At 61.3% G+C, this 21,765-nt stretch carries 19 protein-coding genes and 1 pseudogene; 9 read left to right on the top strand and 11 right to left on the bottom strand.

Annotated features, from left to right (window positions below; translation table 11 throughout):
- Positions 1 to 278: 278 nt before the first annotated feature.
- The 3 genes from E5X88_RS03585 to E5X88_RS03575 form a co-directional block, all read right to left on the bottom strand.
- On the bottom strand, positions 279 to 587 hold the full coding sequence (locus tag E5X88_RS03585) for an EthD family reductase (RefSeq protein ID WP_292158313.1): 309 nt from the start codon (positions 585 to 587) through the stop codon (positions 279 to 281).
- Between the two features lie 137 nt (positions 588 to 724).
- Entirely contained in the window at positions 725 to 1,012 is a 288-nt protein-coding gene (locus E5X88_RS03580; RefSeq protein WP_292158311.1) for a hypothetical protein, read from the bottom strand.
- A gap of 59 nt (positions 1,013 to 1,071) precedes the next feature.
- Complete coding sequence (locus tag E5X88_RS03575) at positions 1,072 to 3,066, bottom strand: protein-L-isoaspartate(D-aspartate) O-methyltransferase (protein ID WP_292158342.1); 1,995 nt, start codon at positions 3,064 to 3,066, stop codon at positions 1,072 to 1,074.
- A 313-nt stretch (positions 3,067 to 3,379) separates the two neighbouring features.
- On the opposite strand from E5X88_RS03575, the gene E5X88_RS03570 reads away from it, so the two are divergent.
- The 4 genes and pseudogenes from E5X88_RS03570 to E5X88_RS03555 all read left to right on the top strand — a co-directional run.
- A complete protein-coding gene (locus E5X88_RS03570) occupies positions 3,380 to 5,791 on the top strand; it encodes a phosphoketolase (RefSeq protein WP_292158309.1) in 2,412 nt (803 codons plus the stop codon).
- Positions 5,791 to 6,963 carry an acetate/propionate family kinase gene (locus E5X88_RS03565; protein ID WP_292158307.1) on the top strand — a complete coding sequence of 391 codons (1,173 nt, stop codon included), beginning with the start codon at positions 5,791 to 5,793 and terminating at the stop codon, positions 6,961 to 6,963. The genes E5X88_RS03570 and E5X88_RS03565 overlap by 1 nt, the downstream gene beginning before the upstream one ends.
- Positions 6,964 to 7,051: 88 nt before the next feature.
- Positions 7,052 to 7,387 carry a hypothetical protein gene (locus tag E5X88_RS03560; RefSeq protein ID WP_292158304.1) on the top strand — a complete coding sequence of 112 codons (336 nt, stop codon included), beginning with the start codon at positions 7,052 to 7,054 and terminating at the stop codon, positions 7,385 to 7,387.
- Between the two features lie 182 nt (positions 7,388 to 7,569).
- Positions 7,570 to 7,761, top strand: a pseudogene (locus E5X88_RS03555) (sugar phosphate isomerase/epimerase); the annotation flags it as partial.
- A gap of 45 nt (positions 7,762 to 7,806) precedes the next feature.
- On the opposite strand, the gene E5X88_RS03550 reads toward E5X88_RS03555, so the two are convergent.
- The 6 genes from E5X88_RS03550 to E5X88_RS03525 all read right to left on the bottom strand — a co-directional run bounded on the left by E5X88_RS03550 (position 7,807) and on the right by E5X88_RS03525 (position 14,354).
- A complete protein-coding gene (locus tag E5X88_RS03550) occupies positions 7,807 to 8,736 on the bottom strand; it encodes an alpha-1,2-fucosyltransferase (protein ID WP_292158302.1) in 930 nt (309 codons plus the stop codon).
- Positions 8,737 to 8,788: 52 nt separating this feature from the next.
- Entirely contained in the window at positions 8,789 to 8,986 is a 198-nt protein-coding gene (locus E5X88_RS03545; RefSeq protein WP_292158300.1) for a hypothetical protein, read from the bottom strand.
- A 126-nt stretch (positions 8,987 to 9,112) separates the two neighbouring features.
- Entirely contained in the window at positions 9,113 to 10,213 is a 1,101-nt protein-coding gene (gene ugpC / locus E5X88_RS03540) for a sn-glycerol-3-phosphate ABC transporter ATP-binding protein UgpC (RefSeq protein WP_292158298.1), read from the bottom strand.
- A 28-nt stretch (positions 10,214 to 10,241) separates the two neighbouring features.
- Complete coding sequence (locus tag E5X88_RS03535; RefSeq protein ID WP_292158296.1) at positions 10,242 to 11,609, bottom strand: Xaa-Pro aminopeptidase; 1,368 nt, start codon at positions 11,607 to 11,609, stop codon at positions 10,242 to 10,244.
- A gap of 51 nt (positions 11,610 to 11,660) precedes the next feature.
- Complete coding sequence (locus E5X88_RS03530; RefSeq protein WP_292158294.1) at positions 11,661 to 13,148, bottom strand: M81 family metallopeptidase; 1,488 nt, start codon at positions 13,146 to 13,148, stop codon at positions 11,661 to 11,663.
- A 45-nt stretch (positions 13,149 to 13,193) separates the two neighbouring features.
- The gene (locus tag E5X88_RS03525; RefSeq protein WP_292158292.1) at positions 13,194 to 14,354 is read right to left on the bottom strand and encodes an ROK family transcriptional regulator; all 1,161 of its coding nucleotides are present in this window, start codon (positions 14,352 to 14,354) and stop codon (positions 13,194 to 13,196) included.
- Positions 14,355 to 14,633: 279 nt separating this feature from the next.
- On the opposite strand from E5X88_RS03525, the gene E5X88_RS03520 reads away from it, so the two are divergent.
- From E5X88_RS03520 to E5X88_RS03505, 4 genes are all read left to right on the top strand, one after another.
- Positions 14,634 to 15,908, top strand: coding sequence for an ABC transporter substrate-binding protein (locus E5X88_RS03520; protein WP_292158289.1), 1,275 nt, complete (start codon positions 14,634 to 14,636; stop codon positions 15,906 to 15,908).
- 261 nt (positions 15,909 to 16,169) lie between these two features.
- Positions 16,170 to 16,958, top strand: a complete 789-nt coding sequence (locus E5X88_RS03515; protein ID WP_292158287.1) for a carbohydrate ABC transporter permease — start codon at positions 16,170 to 16,172, stop codon at positions 16,956 to 16,958.
- A gap of 1 nt (position 16,959) precedes the next feature.
- Complete coding sequence (locus E5X88_RS03510; RefSeq protein ID WP_292158285.1) at positions 16,960 to 17,778, top strand: carbohydrate ABC transporter permease; 819 nt, start codon at positions 16,960 to 16,962, stop codon at positions 17,776 to 17,778.
- A 213-nt stretch (positions 17,779 to 17,991) separates the two neighbouring features.
- Positions 17,992 to 18,633, top strand: a complete 642-nt coding sequence (locus E5X88_RS03505) for a ThuA domain-containing protein (protein WP_292158283.1) — start codon at positions 17,992 to 17,994, stop codon at positions 18,631 to 18,633.
- Positions 18,634 to 18,921: 288 nt separating this feature from the next.
- On the opposite strand, the gene E5X88_RS03500 is transcribed toward E5X88_RS03505, so the two are convergent.
- On the bottom strand, positions 18,922 to 19,587 hold the full coding sequence (locus tag E5X88_RS03500; RefSeq protein ID WP_292158281.1) for a DUF6064 family protein: 666 nt from the start codon (positions 19,585 to 19,587) through the stop codon (positions 18,922 to 18,924).
- The gene (locus tag E5X88_RS03495) at positions 19,588 to 20,403 is read right to left on the bottom strand and encodes an aldo/keto reductase (RefSeq protein ID WP_292158340.1); all 816 of its coding nucleotides are present in this window, start codon (positions 20,401 to 20,403) and stop codon (positions 19,588 to 19,590) included. It lies immediately after the preceding gene.
- 349 nt (positions 20,404 to 20,752) lie between these two features.
- Between E5X88_RS03495 and E5X88_RS03490 the strand changes: the two genes are divergently transcribed.
- On the top strand, positions 20,753 to 21,760 hold the full coding sequence (locus tag E5X88_RS03490) for a LacI family DNA-binding transcriptional regulator (RefSeq protein WP_292158278.1): 1,008 nt from the start codon (positions 20,753 to 20,755) through the stop codon (positions 21,758 to 21,760).
- The last annotated feature ends 5 nt before the right edge of the window (positions 21,761 to 21,765 follow it).

The raw sequence follows: 21,765 nt of genomic DNA, 5'->3' as shown, positions 1-21,765 counted from the left end.
CGTCAGCGGCTTCGTTCAATCCCCCAAAGATTCAATTAATCACTGAAACGCTCTAGAGCATCGGACCCAAAAGTGGGAACCGGTTTTGGGAAAATCCGATGCTCAAACAAAAAGATAGAGCGGCGGTACGATTCGACTTGAAAGTCCGCCGCTCGTCGAGGCGGATTGCCTCGATCGTGTTGACCCTATTCCCCCGTTCTCCGCGAAAACCCGAACGACAGTTGCCCGGCTGGATGGCGATAGCGTCCCCATTTTTCCATAGGTGGGCTGGGCGAGACTCAGACTTCCCTAGTCTCGAAGAGCAAAAGCTCCACCCCGCCGTCTGCAAAATTGCCAAGATCGGCCGCCGTGGCCTGACCCTCGGGAGATGCCAAGGCCGCTTGAATGTCTGCAACGGAATCGAAGTGGAGCGTAGCTACAAGGTGATAGCCTGAGGCCCCACCCGGCGAATGGACACCGCCATCGCTGATCTCGTATTTTCTCAAACCGGGAATCGTTTTGGCCAGCGGAATGTGGGTCGAAACATAGTAACGGTCGAATGCGGTCTGGTCTTTCGGCGTCTTGTAAAGTGCGACAAGTCTGGCCATGCTCCCCCCTTTTCAACCGACACCCACGGGCGGCTGTCTACGCAAAAGAATACGCCTCAGTAAGGGCGCTGGCAAATGGTGTCGCCCCCTCTAAGGATGTCAACGGAGCGTGCAGCAGTTTCTGAGGAGGATCGAGATCAAGCTTTTTGTTTGAGCATCGGATTTTCCCAAAAAACGGTTTCCACTTTTGGGTCTGATGCTCTGGCGGTAGGACCTGGGAAGGTCGGTTCCGTCGGAATCTCGGCTGGTGTATCGGGAGGAATTTCGACGGGCTGCCTTTCCGGGCTGGGAATGGGATCGGGCGAAGGCGGAGGAATGCCCGGAGGCACATCCGGTGGAGTTTCCGGCGGAGCAGGCGGCCGGGCAGGCTCAGGATTGGGGTTGTCCGGTATCGGCGTAGGATTGTTCGGATCAGGATCGGTCATCAGATGCTCTCCTATTCTCACTCGAAACTCGCCTTCCTGCGGCCGTGCCCGAGAGGCAGCTAAAGCCCGAACGGATAGGTGTCGGGAACGCCAGATCCCACATGGTTCGGCCCAAGCGGCATCACCGCGGCGGTTTCGTCAAACCAGACGAAGGCGTCGAATTGCTGGGCAAGAGAGGCATCCGCATAGTGACTGCGCAATTCGGTTTCCGGCCGATAGATCACGCCGATGAAGCGCTCCAGCCGATGGTCCAGAAGCTGTTTGCGGAGATCGTCATCGCGTTTGATATCAAGCAGGAAACGCGGGACGCCGCAATCATGGCAAAGCCGCTCGTAGCTATCGCCAAGGGAAGGCCGCACCCGCTTGATTTCCATTTCGCCGTCCCAGTCGGAGGCCGCGGCTACCGTCCCGGAATGCGTACTGAGCCCGATCAGCGCTGCTTCGTCACCGAAACGCTGGCGGCAGAGCTGGCCGATGTTCACTTCGTCCCTGACGATCCCCATCTCGGTATAGCGGGCATCTCCGATATGGGAGTTATGCGCCCATACCACCGCCCTGGCGTTCGGCCCGCGGGCTTCCAGCAAATGCTCGAGCGTCTCGAACATATGGGTATCGCGCAGGTTCCAGGACTGCGCGCCGCCATAGTACATGATCCGATAGTAGCGTTCTGCGGAAGCGATCAGCCGGGCATTCTGGGCGGCATCCAGGAAGTCGGCACCGTCCTGCTGTGCATAATCGAGCTGCCTGGCAAGCAGTTCGCGGCATTGTTCGAGCACGGCCTGCTCGCATTTCTCGTAGCCGGAGGTGAGCGCGACGCGGCCGTAGGTGGACGGTTCGTTTTGCCAGGGCGTCAGGCAGCCATAGCGTTCACGTGCGATGCTTGCTGCCTGCGGATCGACCCTGTCGAGATATTGCAGAACCGCGGCGATCGATCCGCTCATGTTGTAGATGTCGAGGCCATAAAAGCCCGCCAGCCGGGACGATAACCTGATCCGTTCATTGTGTTGCCGCATCCAGTCGACGAACGCCGCGACATCCGTGTTGCGCCACATCCAGGTGGGGAACCGCTGGAACGGCGGATCGGCGTTGGCCGGTGACGGCCGATGGCGGACATGGCGGTCGATAGCCGCGGCATCTGGCCAGTCGGCCTCGACTGCGACGATGGTGAAGCCGTGCTTCTCGATCAGCCTACGGGTGATCGCCGCGCGGGCCTTGTAGAACTCCGATGTGCCGTGGCTCGCTTCACCGAGCAGGACGACGCGCCGGTCGCCAAACCGGTCGAACAATTCGCCGAACGCCGGATCGTCGAAATCCGGCAGCGGTTCGGCCGCTGCCGCGATCATCTCCGGCAGACTGCGTGTGCGCGCGCGTGCGAACGGACGATCGGTCGCGGTACGGCTGCCACTCTCGGGCCAGCCCTGCTCGCCGATGAGCGGGACAAACCGCACGCCGCCGAAATCCTCCTCGCTGTAGGTTGCAGCGCCGGTTCGAGTGACCTTGAGGAGGCGCTGATCATGCAGTTCGTCGCCGACCGGGATGACGAGCCTGCCGCCGACATCGAGCTGTTCCTGAAGCGCAAGCGGCGCACCGGGCCCGCCGGCCGCGACCAGAATGGCGTCGAAGGGCGCTGCGTCTGGCCAGCCTTTGGTGCCATCGCCGGTGCGGACTTCGATATTGTCGTAGCCAAGCTCTTGGAACCGCTGTCTCGCCGTTTCGGCCAACCCGGCGTGGCGTTCGATCGTGTAGACGCGTTCGGCGATCCGGCTCATCACGGCAGCCGCATAGCCTGAGCCGGTCCCGACCTCCAGGACCTGATCGCCCAGTCCGATCTCTGCCATCTCGATCATCAGGGCGACGATATAGGGTTGCGAGATCGTCTGGCCGTCGGCGATCGGCAACGGTCCGTCTTCGTAAGCGAATTCTTCAAAGCCAGGTTGGACGAAAGCCTCGCGCGGAACCTCACGCATCGCTTTCAACACCTCGCGGTCGTGAATGCCACGGCGGCTGACATGGATATCGACCATTCGGTCGCGTGCATGGGAAAGATCGAGCATCATGGCTTCTCCGGCGGCTAGTGGTCCTACCCGCAACGGGTCTCAAGGTTCCTCAGCGAGAACTCCTGGACCAGTCCGTCTGTCACTGCGTTTGCAGTCCCTTGAGGTTCTCCGGGTTCGTTTCTTTAACCACCGGCAAGCGTCAAGGTTCCTCCCACCCTTTACCCGAAAGACATGCTTGCCGAGGCAGCCATCGTGCTGGCTGGGTTCAATGCTACGATCGAGCGGCGCAACTTATTTTGATGCAGATCATTTCTCCGGTGCGATGCCGCTTCTATTCACCGATGGGCGAACGCATTCTGGAGACGCTTCCATGGACGACGAGGCTCACAAGACAACCCACGAAATCGGTCTTGACCAGGTCGATCTCATGAATCGCTACTGGCGCGCCGCGAACTACATTTCGGTTGGCCAGATCTATCTGCTCGACAATCCGCTCCTGCGCGAGCCCCTGAAAGCCGAGCACGTCAAGCCGCGGCTGCTCGGCCATTGGGGCACGACACCCGGCCTCAATTTCATCTACGTCCACCTGAACCGCATCATCCGTGAACGCAATCTCGATGTTCTGTTTATCTGTGGCCCAGGTCATGGCGGTCCGGCGATGGTTGCCAACACGTGGCTCGAGGGCACCTACAGCGAGATCTATCCCGAAATCGGCGAGAGCGAAGACGGTCTGAGAAAACTCTTCCGGCAATTCTCCTTCCCCGGCGGCGTGCCCAGCCATGTGGCGCCCGAAACGCCCGGCTCGATCCATGAAGGCGGAGAACTGGGATATGCGCTGGTCCATGCTTTCGGCGCGGCCTTCGACAATCCCGATCTGGTGGTCGCCTGCGTCGTCGGCGACGGTGAAGCGGAGACCGGTCCGCTCGCGGCGGCATGGCACTCCAACAAGTTCCTGAACCCTGCATCCGACGGCGCCGTCCTGCCGATCCTGCATCTCAACGGCTACAAGATCGCCAACCCGACGATCCTCGCCCGCATGGATGACGGGGAGCTACGAAGCCTGTTCGCCGGTTACGGCTACGAGGCGTTCTTCGTCGAAGGTCACGAGCCTGTTCCCATGCATCGGGCGATGGCCAGGACGCTTGACACGGTGCTCGATCGGATCCGTTCCATCCAGCAGCACGCCCGAGCTCGGGGCTGGCGGGGAGAGCGTCCGCTGTGGCCGATGATCGTGCTGCGCAGCCCGAAGGGTTGGACCGGACCGAAGGAGGTCGATGGAAAGAAGGTGGAGGATTTCTGGCGCTCGCATCAAGTGCCGGTGTCGAACGCCCGCGGCAACGAGGCGCACCGCAAGATCCTCGAAGACTGGATGCGGAGCTACGAACCGGAAAAGCTGTTCGACGAAAGTGGGCGCCTGCTTCCTGACCTCGCGGCGCTTGCGCCAACCGGGTCCCAGCGCATGGGCGCAACCCCATATGCCAATGGCGGACTGCTGAAGCGCGACCTGGTGCTTCCCGATTGGAAAAGTCTGGCGCTCGATGTGCCGCGTCCAGGAGGTGCCAAAGCCGAGGCGACGCGGATCCTCGGAAGCTATCTCCGCGACGTCATACGCCTGAATGCGGAGACCAGGAATTTCCGGCTGATGGGGCCGGATGAGACGTCCTCCAACCGTCTTGACGACGTATTCGAGGTTACGAACCGGGTCTGGATGCAGCGGATCGAGCCCTATGACGTCCAGCTTTCCCGTGACGGCCGCGTCATGGAAGTGCTCAGCGAGCATCTCTGCCAGGGTTGGCTGGAGGGCTATCTGCTGACCGGCCGTCATGGCCTGTTCTCATGTTACGAGGCGTTCATCCATATCGTCGATTCCATGGTCAACCAGCATGCGAAATGGCTGAAGACGTCCAGGGAGTGTGACTGGCGCAAGCCGATCGCTTCACTCAATTACCTGCTGACCTCCCATGTCTGGCGGCAGGATCACAACGGCTTCAGCCATCAGGATCCAGGCTTTGCCGATTTCGTCGCCAACAAGAAGGCCGATACGGTCAGGCTCTATTTCCCGCCGGATGCCAACACGCTGCTCTGGATCGCGGACCACTGCCTGAAAACCTACAACCGCATCAACGTGATCACCGCCGGCAAGCAGCCGGCACCGCAATGGCTATCTGCTGAAGAGGCAGAAACGCACTGCAGGGCGGGGGCGGGGATCTGGGAGTGGGCCGGGACGGTTGCCAAGGGCGAGGATCCGGATGTGGTCATGGCCTGCGCCGGCGATGTGCCGACACTGGAGACGCTCGCTGCCACGGACATTTTGCGTTCGGCGCTTCCGGACCTGAAGGTTCGCGTCGTCAACGTGGTCGACCTGATGACACTGCAGTCGAATTCAGAGCATCCGCATGGCCTCACCGACGAGGATTTCGATGCGCTGTTCACGAAAACCAAGCCGGTCATCTTCGCCTATCACGGCTATCCCTATCTCATCCATCGCCTGACCTATCGACGCGCCAACCATGACAACATGCACGTGCACGGTTTTCGCGAAGAAGGCACCACGACGACGCCATTTGACATGGCCGTGCTCAATGAGCTCGACCGTTACCACCTTGCGCTCGCCGCGGTCGAACGCGTACCAGGTCTCGCCGAACGGGCGAAAAATCTTGCCGCCAAAATTCACGGGAAGCTTGCCGAACACAAGGCTTATGTCCGCGAGTACGGCGAAGACATGCCCGAGATTCAGAAGTGGAACTGGCCCTACAACAGCGCGGCGGAGGCCGGCGATTGATGCGGCGCGCAGTTCTTGCACTGAACGCCGGCTCGTCCAGCATCAAGTTCGGACTTTACGACCTTGAACCGTCCGCGGACCTGCAACTCGTCTCGCGTGGTGCGCTGGATCTGGGCGATGCGCCGAGGCTCAGTGCGAAAGCGGTTGATGGAACAGTGCAGTGCGATCGACCGCTTGCTGGAGATGCAGGCAATGCGGGCATCGGCGCGTTGCTCGACTGGATCGAGAGCGAACTTGGCGGCCGGAAACTGGTGTCCGCCGGCCATCGCATCGTGCATGGCGGCCGCGAGTTTGTCGAACCCGTCCGTCTGACGCCTGCCGTGATCGAGGCCCTGAACGGGCTGACGCCGCTTGCTCCGCTGCACCAGCCTCGCGGTCTCGCGCCGATCCGGGAACTCGCCGCGCTGCGGCCGGATCTGCCGCAGGTCGGATGCTTCGATACAGCCTTCCATCAGACGATCGACCCGATGGTGAGCCGTTTCGCGCTGCCGCGCAAATATGATGCGGAAGGGATCCGCCGCTACGGGTTTCATGGTCTTTCCTACGAATACATCGCCGGGCGGCTCAAGGGGATATCGCCCGCGCTCGCGGCGAAGCGAACGATCGTCGCCCATCTCGGCAACGGAGCGAGCCTGTGCGCCATGCGCGACGGCAGAAGCGTCGATACGACGATGGGCTTTTCAGCCCTCGATGGCCTGGTCATGGGCACGCGTTGCGGCGCCATCGATCCGGGCGTGCTTTTGTATTTCGTCCTGGAAAGAGGCATCTCGGGGGAGGCTCTGCAGCACATGCTCTATGAGAAATCCGGGCTGCTCGGAATATCCGGCATCTCCGCCGACATGCGCACGTTGGAAGCGAGCGACGACCCGCAAGCCCGCGAGGCGATAGACCTTTTTGCTTTCCGGGCCGCAAGGGAGGCCGCCGCGCTCGCCAACACGTTGGGCGGCCTCGAGTGCCTCGTGTTCACCGCCGGCATTGGCGAGCACTCGGCGCCGGTCCGCAAGGCAATATGCGAAAGGCTTCATTGGCTTGGCGTGGCGATCGACGAGCCATCCAACGCCTGCCATGCGGAGATCATCAGCCGGCCGGACAGCAAGGTCGAAATACGCGTCATCGCGACCGACGAGGAGAGCGTCATCGCACACCAGGCGCGCGTGCAGGGGAATGCCTGATAACGCAATCGACGTCCCGGTTTTCCAAGGCAAGGAACCCTGCGCGTCCGCGACCGTTTCCCTGTTTGACATCAACGGGAGAAATCCAATGGCCGAAACCACCAGCATGGCAGGCACCTCAAAGGCGGCAAATGAAGCCCAGGAGGCGATGAAGAAGCAGATTGCCGAGCTCCGCCGCGAAATCACCAAGATAAATCGGACCCTTTCCGACCAGGCCGAGGAGGCACAGGGCTGGTACGATAGCGCCGCCGACAGAGCCTCGCGTGCAGCCAGGCAATTGCGTAGCCAGGCGCACACCGTGTCTGAAACGGTTCAGCAGAACCCAGGCACAATCTCTTCGGCGATGGTGCTTGGCGGCATGCTCGGCGTTCTTCTCGGCATCGTGATTGCAAGGAGTTCCGAACCCGAGCGGCGGTGGTTCTAGAGCATTTTCGCAGCCAGGTGGAATAACTGGCGTCGCGGAAATGCGGCTAAAAGAAAGAGATAGAGTGGGATGCTCAGTTCAATTTGAACGTATCCCGCTCTAGAGGCACTACCCGTGCGGTGCCGAGCCTGCCTATTGGTGATCGAGCATGGTTTTGCGCTGTCAGCATCGAAAGCACCTGGCCGGTGGCCGGGCATCTGCATGTCCACGATTCCTTCGGCCGCCCGCGGGGCTTTTACAAACCCGACTTTCCTCAGGAAGCGACCGCGCTAGGCCCTGGCGACCTGCATTTGCCGCTCGGCTGGGGCGACATCGCCTGGGAAGAGATTTTCGGTGAACTGGAGTTCCTGCCGGGAACGGTTCTGATGTGGAAATGCTACACCGGGTCGAACGGACCGCCACGGATTCCAAGCTTCATTTCAGTCCCAATCCAGATAACAGACGCGGAAATCTTCCACTTTAACCGAAGCATTGCGATCCAAAATTTGCAGCAACGGTTTCCCGCCATAAAACGACGCCCACTGCGGAAAGGTGCTCTTGGTGCCGATGATGTAGTCGCAGCGGGAAAGCGCGAAAAGATCGCTCACGGGAGATTTGGTGCCGAACCCGATCGTCAGGCCGGGAAATTCCCCGGCGTTGCGCCGTTCGTCGCTGCAGACCAGAAAAGACACCCGGCGGCCGGGAAATTGCCTCGCGAGGTCGCGCATCCATGCGGCGTAACATTCAACTGGATAAAAATATTTGCCGCCCCTCCAACCGCGATAATCGCCGTGGCGAACGTGAACGCCAATGACGATGTCGGCATTGCGCCGTAACGGCTCCACGGCTTCGCGGCTCGCTTTTTCAAGCGTCCCCAACGGCTGGAAATAGGCGCGGATCTTGTCGCTATGCTTCTGCACCAGATTCGGCGCGCGGAACCGCCAATCATACACGAAAACGATTTTAGCCGGGCGGATTTTCTCCTGAACGTCTGGGCCGTCCAGGTAGGTGATGAATTGACCTTTGGTTTGACGCAACGTGACAATTTTCCGGCCAAAAACCGGAAAGCGACCAATCAGCACGCTGGTGTGGCGGGTGATGTGATAGAAAATGCGCGTCGTGCGGATGATCGCGCCGACGCCGGGAATCCGGTCCAGCCAGCTTTTCCGCTGCGGCACCGGATACGCGCAGTGGACGTTCGCGCGCGTGGCTTCAAACAGATCGGCGTAGCTGTGAAAGGTGTAATTGATGACGCGATCCCCTTGCTCCTCCGCCAGCGCGATGAAATTCGCGAAGATGATCAGACGATTTGCCAGGCGTCCGCAACGGCACCCGATGGAGAAGAGCTTTTGATTCTTTGGCGGCGTCATCGGGAAAAATTATCTACGGTGTCCGGTTTCAAAAACAAACTTCCTTTGGCACCTAAAGCATGACCATTCGCGCTTCCCAGCGCCCGTCTACTACCGAGCGGCGCACGAGGTCCAGTATCAGGCTGCGGACGGCCTCCAGCGCATAGGTCGCCGGGCGGTCGGCCATCTCGCAGACATAGAGCGTGCGCGACAATTCCGGCTCGACAATCGGACGAAAATGCAGCAGGCCGCTCTCGATATGCTCGTACATGAACAGTCTTCGCACCCGCCTAGCGGCACATCGCTGCCGCGCTGCCGTCCGGAGCGGTCGAGGATGAGGCATTCGTTGCTTCGGTTAAGGTCGAAACTGCCACGCAGCATGGCATTTTTCACGCCCTTATTCGCCGTACAGAGCATTCCCGCTTTGACGATCGAAGACATAGATGTTTTGCGGGTCGACAAAGAGGGCAAGTTCGGCTCGCCGCCTCAGCGAGAGATCGGGCGGAACCCGCGCGACTGCCTTCGTATCGGCGAGGGTGAAGTGGACGAGCGTGTCCATTCCAAGCGGTTCGACAAGCTCCGCGGTGGCCTTGATCTTGGCGCCCCTGTGGTCGCCTTTTGAATCGAGCGAAAAATGTTCGGGCCGGATGCCGAGGTCGACTCCTTGTCTGCCCACACTGGCAAATCTGGAGCTGTCGGTCGGCAACTCGAGACGTGTGCCGTCGGGCAGAATGCCGCTGAACCGGTCTCCGTTTCGTTCGAGCTCTGCGCTGATGAAGTTCATGCCTGGCGACCCGATGAAACCGGCTACGAACTTGGTTGCAGGTTTCAAGTACAACTCCTGAGGAGGCGCGATCTGCTCAATCTTGCCGGCATTCATCACGACGACCCTGTCGGCAAGCGTCATCGCCTCGATCTGATCATGGGTGACATAGACGGTTGTGGTCGGCACCGCTTCGTGGATCTGCTTGATCTCCGCACGCATTTGAACGCGGAGTTTGGCGTCAAGGTTCGAGAGCGGCTCGTCGAACAGGAACACCGCTGGATTCCTGATCATGGCCCGCCCCATCGCAACGCGTTGGCGCTGCCCACCTGACAGCTGCCTTGGTTTGCGCTTGAGCAGGCGCTCGATGTCCAGAATCCGCGCAGTCTCGGCCAGCCTCGTCTGGATTTCGCCGCGCGGGGTCTTCTTCAAACGCAGCCCGAATGTGATGTTGTCCTCAACCGAAAGGTGAGGATAGAGCGCGTAGTTCTGGAAAACCATTGCGATATCACGTTCTCCCGGGAGCAGATCATTGACACGCCGCTCGCCGATCTTGATCTCGCCGTCCGTAATCGTCTCCAGCCCCGCGATCATGCGCAGCGTGGTGGATTTTCCGCATCCGGAGGGGCCGACCAGCACCACGAATTCGTGGTCCTTGATCGAAAGATCGATCCCGTGGACCGTTTGAACGCCTCCGTAGGCTTTCATGACTTTGTTCAGCTCGATGGCGGCCATCGGACCCTCCGGTGCTGGATCTCAGCGGTTATCTATCGCGGACGAGGACGTTGCCGCTGCTGAGCCAGAATGGTGCGAAATAAAGCGGTGTCGAGGAAAGCGGCAGGATGTCCGGGCGCAGTTCCACACCGAGCTTGTCTTTCATGAAGCCGCGTCGCGCGGCCATGCGCTTGAAGACCGCTGGATGTTTGACCTCCAGTTCGGCCCGAAGCGCCTCGTCGGCAAACACGACCGCGTCCTCGCAGTTCAGCGCCCAGCCGTCGGCAATCGGCGTCGGGATGATATCGACCTGAAAATGCATGCCCGAACGGATGCGGTCCTCAGACCCTGGCCGGACCGGGCTGTGCGTCCATTCCTCGTAGCCGCCGAGATGCCCCGGGTTGAGAGCCGGCCTCAGGTTCGATTTCGCGAGCGCCGATATCACGGCTTCATGGAGAACACCGCCCTCGACGCCGATCGCGGCCGTCTCGTACCAGGAGATCAAGCCCTGGAAGTAGCCCTTGGCGATGGCGAGAAAGGCGTCGTTGGCAACATCGAGAAGCCCGGCTCGGGAGGACAGGCCGCCCCAATGTCCGACCGCGGTCGTCACGCCGTCGCCACGCCTAAGCTTGCGGCCTGTTGCGCTTCGCAGGCCAATCACCGGCTCACCCTTGCTGGCCGACGCGAACATGGTGTGGACGTTCAGTGGATCTCCGGCATATCCCATCCGCGAGACGGCATCGAACTCGCTGTCACCCTCGCGCACTCCCGAGACAATCCTCCACATTGCCAACGAGCTGCGTGTCGCAGCCCATTCGAACGCGGCGATCTGATCGGCATCGATGGTGACGGCAACGCCGTTTTCAGGATGCATCAGGACCTGGGTCACGTCCCGCAGTCTGCCGGAAGCGCCAACTGCTCGCTGGAACGCCTGCACGTGGACCGCGGGAACGAAAAAGGCCGTTTCGGGAGCTTCGTCCTCGAATGGTTCGAGATACTTCCAGCCTACCAGCCCCACGGTGTCGCCCACCTTTATTCCAGCGTCGCCAAGACGATCCGAAAAGCGGGGAAAACGGGAACGGTCCTGCGCCATGAGGCTCAATGTCTGGGCCAGAAGCACGCTGATCCCGGGCAGGCGCGCGAGCGGAGCGTAGCTCTCGCACTCGTTACCCGTCAGGAGCACGCGCTTGCCGTTCGGACCAAGCAGGAGGAAGGCCTCCTCGAAGCGCGGCTCGAAACCCGTCAGGAAGGCGATGTTGCCGAAATGCTCCCGGTCCGCATAAACCGCAAGCCAGTCGCACCCTGCCTTGTCGTAGGCGGTGCGGGCGCGAGCATCATATGTCTCAACGGGAATATCCGGCTTTTCGCCGAGGGAACCGAAGTCCGGCAACCGAACGGAGGTGAGAGAAATGGTCATTTGGCGTCCTTCTGTTTGTGCCGTTGCAAGGGTCGCTGGCTGCGTCGGCGATCAATCGCCGTAGATCCGGGCCTGCGCGTCCCATTCGAAATCCGTGTCGAGAGGGTAGGTGGGGCGAGGCAACACGTTCCATTGAAGCCGCGTCATGTCCAGTTGCGAGGTGCCGTCGCTCAGCAAAAGGATGTGACGGGCCGAGATGTCCTCGAGTTGGGGGTGGAGGTATCCAAGCTTGACGACATACGCCTTGTGCCTGGCCGGATCGATGTCCATTGCCAGGAAATGGTGCGGCGTCGTTATGCCGATGGAATTGGCGTGGAACGTGGCGATGACGTTGCCGCTGCGAACCTTGGCCCAGGCGCCTTCCCTGGACCGGTATGGCTGGAATCCCGGCAGCACCAATTCTTCCCCGCATGCCTCCACGACCACACTCACGCGATGCGCCGTTTTCGGACGGGAAAGATGCTCGCTTCCCAATTCGATCTCCACCGTCGAGCCGACCCCCGCCTGGACGAGCTTGCGGACAGTTTCGGGAGCCGTGATGCCCGTGACAACGATGTCGCGGACCTGTTCGTCCTCGAGCGCTGCCTGCAAGACCAAGGTCAGATCGCCGGCCGCACCCGCCGTCGTGTTGTCTCCGGAGTCGGATACGAAAACGGGACGCTCCGGGCATTCGACCGCGCGCCTCAGCCCCTGGCGAACCTCCGCGGTCTCCATCTTGAGATTGAAGTCGGCGCGTCTGGCCCATATCGCTCGCGCCAATCGCGTCGCCTGTGCGCGCGCCAGCGCTGCGTCGCCATCGCTTACCGCAATCGCCGACACGGCGGTCCAGGGCCGGTCGTTCCACGCAAACCCCACAAGGATGTTCGCCTCCATCATGCCCGGCATGCTGTCGTATTCCGGCAGCGCGCCATAGAGGCTTTTTGCGGGTTCGAGCGCAGTGACCGCAGTCTCCCCGGGGACGAGAATTGGCAGGCTGACGACGGATTTCTTGGGCGTGATGCCGGTTCGAATGACCCGGATAAGCTGATCCGCCGCCCGGTACCCCGTCTGCCTGTCGTCACGATGGGGCGCGGTGCGCAGAACGCTGATGACGGTCGACGCGTCGAGAAGGTCCGGAGTCATGTCGCCATGCAGGTCGAGCGACACTCCGATCGGCACGTTAGGCCCAAGGACATTCCTGATGGCCCGGACGAAATCGGTGTCCGCGTCGACGTCAAGGCCCTGGACTTCCAACGCGCCATGATTGGCAACCAGCATTCCGTCGAACGGCCCGTGTTCGCCAATGAGCGCGAGCGTCTTGTCCTTCACCTGCCGATATGCCGACAATTCGAGCGGACCGCCGGGCAATGCCGTAGCCCAGTACAACGGGACCGGCTCGACGTCGCCATCCTGCGCCATGCGCGCGAGCATGCCTCGGACCATCCAGAGATCGCCTTCGGACATGTCGCTGCCGGTGTAATGTTGTATCGCGTCCCAAGCGGTCGGGACAGGAGAGGCGAGCATGATCTCAATGGAGAGGCCGACAATACCTATGCGCATTCTCTGACTTTCGAACTGATCTGGCGAATTTGACCTGGGTTGAATTCACGGAAGGACGTGGGGAGAATCGAGACCGGTGACACCGTCGAGCGCGAGCGCGACACCGCCGAGAAACGGGCTGACAGTCGACAACTGCGAGAAAATCACCTTGGTCTGGACCGACATCGAGGGATGCGCCAGTCGTTGCAGGGCGCGTTCAACCGCCGGCCGAAGGTAAGGCTCGGCGCTCGCCATATCGCCGCCAAGGCAGACCAGTGGCGGATTGAAGATATTCACGAGGCTGGAAATCGCGGAACCGAGGACCGCGCCCGCATTGTCGAGCACACCGATAACGGCCTCATCGCCAGCGCGGGCGCGCTCGATGATCTCGTTGAAGGAGGAAGGCAGCTTGCCGGTCAGCCTGCCGATCTCATCGGCCAGCGCGGGCTCGGAAAGGTAGGCCGAAAGGCAACCCGAAGCTCCGCAGGAACAATAGCGGCCCTGCGGGACAACCTTGATGTGCCCCAACTCCCCTGCCAGTCCGGTCGCGCCGCGGTAGATGTCGCCGTCAAGGAACAAGGCGCCCCCGACACCCGAGCCCGAAAACAGATAGATGAAGTCCTTAACGTCGACGCATTCTCCGAACATGTATTCCGCCATCGCGGCGGCCTTGCCGTCGTTGCCCGCAAAAACGGGCGCTTCCAATGCCGAGGCGAACATGTCCACCACCGGGACGCCGCGCCATCCAAGGACGGGGGCGTGAAGCAACACGCCTTCGTCTGTAAGGAGACCCGGAACTGAAATGCCGACGCCGAGCGTGTCGCCCTTGCGGGCGCATTCGCCGACGATCTCGTTGATCCCCCGTGCGACCAGATCGACCACGCCGCCGAGCTTGCCGTCGAAAGCCTGTGCCCTGGAGCACAATGGAATTCCGTCGAGTGCGGCGGCGACATAGCCGATCGTATCCGCCTCGATCTGGACTCCAACGATCAGGCCGCTTTCAGGAGAGATGACGAGCCCTTCCATAGGGCGGCCAGGTTTGTTGCCGCTCGCTACAGGATTGCGCTCGACCAGTCCCAACTCACTGAATTGATTGATAATTGAGGAGACAACGGATTTGTCGATACCCGTCTTCGTGGCGATGTCTCGCTGCGAAACGTTGGGCTCGATGCGTATCCTGTGGAAGATCGCATTGGCATTGAAATGCCTGATGAATGACTTCTTCACACCTGCTCCGATATTTTTCTTACTACGAGAATAATTGATACGAGCACGTCCAACCGTTTGTCAATCGACGAGTTGCGGTCTGATTTTGAGAGCTGGAAATATGTTTCTATATCAATATATTAAACGCATGGCTGATATCTTGTGCCTGCTTTAAGGTTCACGAATTGGCATATTTTGCGCGCGATCTGTTGACGCGTGCGGATTTTTGGAGGTAGGTTTTTCTTGTTTACAGAATATATGCCGGGAGCATCAACTCCAGGCTCAACAGAGGGTAGAACAATGAGTAACTCGAAATGGATCGGCGTGGCACTGTGCGTGCTCGCGAGCGCATCGGCGGCCAGGGCCGACGGTCCGAAGGAGCTTTGGCATTACTACGCCGCGGGATCTGAAAAGGCGGGAATCGAGGCCCTGATCGCCTTCGCCAATAAACAAAATCCCGACAGTCAGATCGTGGGCAGGGTGATCCCGGGCAACGCCGTCGAGATGCGTCGTCAATTGCAGACCGCGTTCATGGGAAACACCCCACCAGCCGCCTACCAGAGCTCGATGGCCTTCAAGCTAAAGACCTTCGTCGACAGCGGCAAGCTCCATGATCTCTCGGAGACCTGGGCGAAAATCAAGGGTGACGAGATCTTCCCGGAAGGCGTGCAACGGGTCGTCAAGATAGACGGCAAGCCCTATGGCATTCCCTATGACCTCTCGCTGATCAACAACATATTCTACAGCAAGGCGATCTTCGAAAAAGCCGGGCTGGAGCCTCCCAAGGACTATGACGGCCTGGTGGCCGCCTGCGACAAGCTGCGCGCGGCAGGCGTGGAACCCTTGGGCAACGCAGGGGGGCCGTTCTGGAGCCTGTATAATTTCTACGCGCCTCTCGTCTCCACTGTGGGCACCGAGGGCTACTACAAGATCGCGAGCGGCGAACTCGGCTTCGATACACCGGATTTCCGCAAGGCCCTGGACCTTTACCGCAGCACGATGGTGAAGTGCTATGCCAAGAACTGGAGCGGCAAGACCTGGACGCAGACGGCCGACGATGTCGTCAACGGCAATACCGGGATGTTCATGATGGGCGCCTGGGCGGCTGCCTATTTCAAGCAAGCAGGTTTCGCACCGGTTGAGAAGTTCGACGTGTTTCCAGCGCCGGGCACGGAGGGCAAGGCCATTTTCCAGATGGATGCTTTTGCGGTTCCGGAAGGTCCGGCCGACACGCTCGAAACGGCCGAGAGATTCGTCATCTCCGCGGCGTCGGCGGAAGGCCAGGCGGCCTTTGCCGTTCCGAAGGGTTCTCTCGCGCCAAACGTGACAGTCGATCCGTCGATCTACGATGCCGTCGGCGCCAAGTTCGCGAAGCAGCTGGCGGATGCATCGAAGGCCAACGCGGTGCTGCCGAACCTGTTTTTCCTGCTGCCCACGAAGGTCGGCACCGAGCTTGGCGTCCAGCTCGAGAAATTCGCGATCGACCCCTCGGATGCCAATGAGAGCGAGTTGATCTCGACGCTTGAGAGCCTCCGGCAAGAAGCCCAGGCGGAGGGCGCCTACCTGAAGTGGTGATCCGCCAAAGCGCGTCGCGTTGAAACTGATTTCAGCCGACGCGCTTAGGTCTCTGTTTTTTATGCATGTTGCTGCCCCTGGGCGACGTGCATTACTCGGGCCTGCAGGCATCAGCTCATAAGAGAACGGTTCGACATGCCCAACTTCCAACTCGTGCGCCGGAAGTTTCAGACCTCAGGGATAACCCACGCAATATTTCTGTCGCTTCCCGTGACCCTCTTTGCGGTTTTTTATATCTATCCCATCATTTCCACATTCAATTTGTCGCTTCACAGTTGGGATGGTTTCTCGCCCACGCCACGTTTCGTCGGGCTGCAGAACTACATCGTGCTGCTTCACCAGCCGCGTTTCTACCATGCCCTCTTGAACAACATCTCCTGGCTCATCTTCCTCCTCCTTGGACCGACGGGCCTCGGCCTGCTCCTGGCGGCCTTGCTCGACAGGGGCATGAGGGGAGAGGCCGTGTTCCGGGTCGTCTTCTTCCTGCCCTTCACGATCCCGGCCGTGGCCGTGGCCGCTATCTGGCGCTGGATGTATGAGCCGACCAACGGCCTGCTGACGACCATCCTTCAGTCGATTGGGCTGGGCGGCCTGGCCCAGAACTGGCTGGGCGACCCGTCGATCGTCAATTTCGCGCTCATGGGTTCGATGATGTGGTGGACGACCGGTTTCGCCTTCCTCGTGTTCTTTGCGGGACTTCGCAACATCCCCGTGGAATGTATAGAGGCCGCCAGGATAGAGGGGGCGACGCCCTGGCAGCTGTTCTGGAAAGTCAGTTTCCCGCTTCTATGGCCGTCGACGATCGTCGTTCTCGGCATGGCTGCGGTCGACGCGATGCGCCTTTTCGATATCGTCTGGGCGATGACCAATGGCGGCCCCGCATACGCCTCCGAGGTCTTGGCCACGCAGATGTACGACACGGCATTCGGCAGGTTCGAGATGGGCCGCGCCAGCGCGATCTCCGTGTACCTTCTCGTGATCGCCGGTGTCATCATCATGCCTTACATCTACCAGCTGGCAAAACGCGTCCAGGACAGCGAGGCGGAGTAGCATGAACACTCCAACCGCCTCCCGAAAGGCTCTGCCTTTTTCAATCCTGATCGTGGCGGCGGTGATATTTGCCGCGCCTCTCGTCGTTGCATTGCTGACGTCGCTCAAGTCGCCTTCCGAAATAACGCGGGTGATTGCGTTGCCGAACGAGCTGTTCTTCCAGAACTACGCCATCGCCTACGAGCGCATGGGGCGAAGCTTCCTGAACTCGATTGCGATCACGGTGCCGTCCGTGATCCTCTCGCTTCTGGTGGGCGCGATTTCTGGCTATCCGCTCGCCTATATGCGCGGAGCCGGCGGACGGATAGTCTACTTCTTCCTGCTGACGGGCATGCTCGTTCCCTTCCAGATCGTGCAAATTCCCTTGTTTTTTCTGATCAGGGCAGTCGGTCTTTACGACACCATTCCTGGCATGTGGCTGGTCCACCCCGCCTACAGCGTTCCCTTCTGCACCTTCTTCATGCGGAATTTCTTCGCGTCGGTGCCCAGGTCCATGTATGAGGCGGCGCTCATCGACGGCTGCACCCCGGCAGGTTACTTCTGGCGGCTGCTTCTTCCAGCGTCCGGGTCGGGCCTCGCCGCCCTGGCGATCATCCAGAGCCGCGCCATCTGGAACGATCTCCTCTTCGCCATCACCCTGACGACGAGCGACCAGGCGAAACCTGTCACGGTCACGATCGCCGGCTTTGCCAGCAGCCTGCAAGTCGAATACGGTCCGCTCATGGCTGCCACGCTTATCTCGCTTCTTCCCGTGATGATCGCCTATCTGCTCTTCCAGAAGGCATTCGTGCGCGGTCTGCTTGGCGGAGCCGGGAAATAACCGGATCCGACTCCATCCGGCGACTGGAGCAAGGCGGTGCGCGGCAGCTCTGAGCGAAATGGAGCAGGGCGGTCGCTGTCACAAGCGCCTTGGCGGCAATTCAAGGTTGTCACCTTGCCAAGACTCGCTACGACGATCAGGCTGGGGACGGCCGGCCACACTGCCGACCGACATTCGTTTTGGCGGCCTTGATTGAAGTTGAGGGAGAAGACTATGCGGCAAGCGCTGATCGTATGGGGTGGCTGGGACGGACACGAGCCGGAACAGGGGGCACGCGCGGTCAAGGCAATGCTTGAACAGGAAGGGTTTGGCGTGCGCGTCGAAACCACGACCGCTATATTCGCCGACCCCGCGATCGCCGATTTGAGCCTGATCGTTCCGATCTACACGATGGCCAAGCTTGCGAAAAACGAGGAGCTCAACCTGACAAGGGCGGTCGAGGGCGGTGTCGGTCTGGGCGGCTATCACGGCGGCATGTGCGATGCGTTTCGCGAAGCCACGGAATACCAGTTCATGTGCGGCGGTCAGTGGGTGGCTCACCCCGGCAACATCATCGACTACCGGGTCGACATCACCAGGCGCGACGATCCCATCATGAACGGCATCGACGATTTCTCGTACCGCTCGGAGCAGTACTACATGCATGTGGATCCATCGAACGAGGTGCTGGCGACCACCACCTTCTCCGGCGAGCACGCGTCCTGGATCGAAGGCGTGGTCATGCCGGTCGTCTGGAAGCGCCGGCACGGCAAGGGAAGGGTGTTCTATTCGGCGCTCGGGCATGCCGCCAAGGAATTCGAGGTGCCGCAGATGCGAACGATATTTCGCCGCGGCCTGGTGTGGGCGGCGCGCTGAGAGCCCCGACAGTCGGCTTTGTTGTGTGTCCGACCATCTCAATAGCGGATGGTGACTGACGCCCCGTTTTGTGCGGACTCGTACGCCGCGACGACGATGGCGAGCGCGGCTTTCCCATCCAGTGTCGAGCTTGGGGCGTCGCTTACACGCCAATCTGCAGCGTTACGGAAAAGGCGCCGAGGTTGCGGCCAGCCCCCTTCGCCCCGTCACTATACGGGGAGAAGGTGCCGGCAGGCGGATGAGGGGCGGCGCCGACTTCGATAATTGGCTGGCGAACGCAGCGTCGCATCATCGAGCGATGCGGCGCAGGGCCAGGGCAGCGATAGTGGTGCCTGCCGCCAGAAGCGGCAGCCAGGCCTGCGGATCGCCCATCGTATGCAGCGTCAGGCCGCTGAGCAGCAGCCACAGCAGCGGGATCGGAAACAGCAGCGGTATAAGCCCGCCGCTCGCGGTAAGCAGGACGCCGAGCGCCGCGATCGCCGTCGGGTCCGGCGCGATGCCGAAGACCTCGGCGCTCGCCCATGGCCGCGCGAAGAGCGGCGGGACGAGCGGATAAACGACGAGACCGACGGCCATGATCAGCAGCCCGAGCCGTCCCGCCATGTCCCGCCGGTCGAAGGTGAGGCGGCCGTGTGCCGCACCGCCGATCGCCAGCAGCAGCGCCTGCAGGCCGAAGGCCGGCGCGACATAGGCGATCGCCCAGTTGATGGCGGCATATCGGTTCCACAGGAAGGACCAGCCGACGAAGGCAAAAAGCGCGGCGAGGACGAGTGCAATCCAGAGACCATGGTCACGCGGCCGCCGCGCCACGAGCAGCATCATGGCAAGGCCGGCGGCGAGCGTCAGGAGCTGCAGCGGCCAGAATGCGGCGTTGTGCAACTCGAACATGCGCCAGTAGACGCGCGGCGAGAAGAGCAGGAAATCCTCCAGCCGGTAGGTCCACCATTCGGACATCTAGAGGTCCCGGACGTAGGCTGCCATCCGATCGCGCATGGCCGCGTCGGGGAGGGGACCGGTCGCTGCCGTCACGTTCTCGCGCACATGGTCGACGCGGGTCGTGGCGGGGATGGCGACGGTGACGGAGGGCTGCGAAAGGATGAACTTCAAAATGAACTGCGCCCAGCTTCCGGCACCGATCTCGGCCGCCCAGTCCGGCAGCGTCTCGCCTTCGAGCTGCTGCGTCAGCGCGCCTTGCCGAAACGGCCGGTTGACGATGACCGCCATGCCGCGCTCGGCCGCCAGCGGCAAGAGCCGTTCCTCCGCCTCGCGGTCGACGACGTTGTAGGTGAGCTGCACGAAATCGAGCGGATGCGCGCGCATGATTTGTTCGAACAGGTCGTGCCGCCGTCCTTCGGACGTCGTGATGCCGACATAGCGGATGCGCCCATCCGCCTTCATGGCGAACAAGGTTTCGAGATGCGTCTCCCAGCCGACGAGATTATGGACCTGCACGAGATCGAAGCGCGGCACACCCCAGAAGCGGCGCGACTGCTCGATCTCCGCGGGTCCGTCGGCGGCGGAGGTCCAGACCTTCTCGGCGGAAAACAGCGCTTCAGGCCGGCCGAGCTTCTCAAGGCCATAACCGATCACCGACTGCGAGGAGCCGTACATGGGCGAGGAATCGATCATGCGGCCGCCTGCCTCGAAGAAGGCTGCGATCACGTCGGCGCATTCGTCGCGCAGCACCGGATCGTCGCCGACATTGAAGGTGATCCAGGTGCCCAGCCCTACTGCGGGAAGCATCTCTCCCGAGGAGGGCACGGCCCGCATCAGCGGCGCAGGCGGCGCGCCGGGCGCGGTTTCCGGCAACACTAAGGCCGCTGCGGAACCGGCGGCGGCTTTCACGAACGTCCTGCGGGTGATGATCATGGTGCGCCATCCCTGTACTCCCGACCAGAAGACTGGTTCCGGCCGACCGGCCTTCGCAAGGCTCCCCGGAAAAATAGGGCAGGATTGGCAAACAAGGAGAAGCGCCCACGGGGTATGAACCGGCGCCATGGCCGGCCGTGGGTGTCGACTGAACGGAACAAGCCGGGAGCAGCAGCACAGAAGACCCTCTTGACTCGTGTTTCGCAAAATGACTTATACGTATCAATAATACGTATAAGGGAAATCCACCTTGAGGACTGGGCGGGCCACACAGAAGGATGTTGCGCGGTTGGCCGGTGTGTCGCAGGCAAGCGTTTCGATGGTGATGAGCGGCGGTGGGGCTCCGGCGCTGTCGTCCGAGACCTGGGAGCGGATCACCAATGCGGCGGCGCAACTCGGCTATATGCCAAACCGGTTCGCGCAGGCCCTCAAGACCAATCGGACCATGACGATCGCCTGCGTCGTGCCCGACATCACCAACCCTTTTTACCCGGCTCTGATGCGCGGCATCCAGTCGGTGGCCGAAAAGCTCAGCTACGACGTCATCGCTGTCAGCACCGATGGGTCCGCCGAACGGGAGCGGCATTTCCTCGATTGGTCCCGGCAGGGGCGGGTCGACGGTGTGATAGGCGTATTCTTCACGCTGCGCGCCGGCGACTTCAAGCCGCTGGTCGATGCCGGCGTGCCGGTGGTGCGCATCGAATCCAGCAAAAAGCGCGGCGGCGACATCGCCATCGACGACATTTTCGTCGACAGCTATGCCGCCGCCTTTTCGGTAACGCAATTTCTCATCGGCCGCGGCCATGAGCGCATCGCCATGATCGCCGGCCGGGGCGGCCCTCAAGGCGTGCGGGTCGAGGGCTACCGTACGGCCCTGACCGAGGCCGGCGGCACGCCGTACATCGTCATCGACGAGGAATTCAGCGAGACCGGCGGTGCCCGCGCCGCCGAGGCGGTGCTGGCCAGCGGCTACACGCCGACGGCCATCTTCGCCGCCAACGATCTCATGGCCATTGGGGCGATGCGGGCGCTGCGCGAGCGCGGCATCGCTATTCCCGACGACATCGCCGTTGCCGGCTTCGACGACATTTCGGCGGCACGGCTGGTCACGCCGTCCCTGACCACGGTTGCCCAGTTCCAGGGCGACATGGGGGTCAAGGCGGCGCAGATCCTGATGGAGCGGCTGCGCGGTTCGAAGCCTGGCGCGGGCACTGCTCTCGAAATGCCCTTCAGCCTGATCCAACGCGGTTCGACCTGAAGCGC

This window comes from Mesorhizobium sp., assembly GCF_004962245.1.
Lineage (GTDB): Bacteria > Pseudomonadota > Alphaproteobacteria > Rhizobiales > Rhizobiaceae > Mesorhizobium.
The sequence above is the reverse complement of the archived record's forward strand: the minus strand, read 5'-3'. Positions and strand labels throughout refer to the sequence as shown.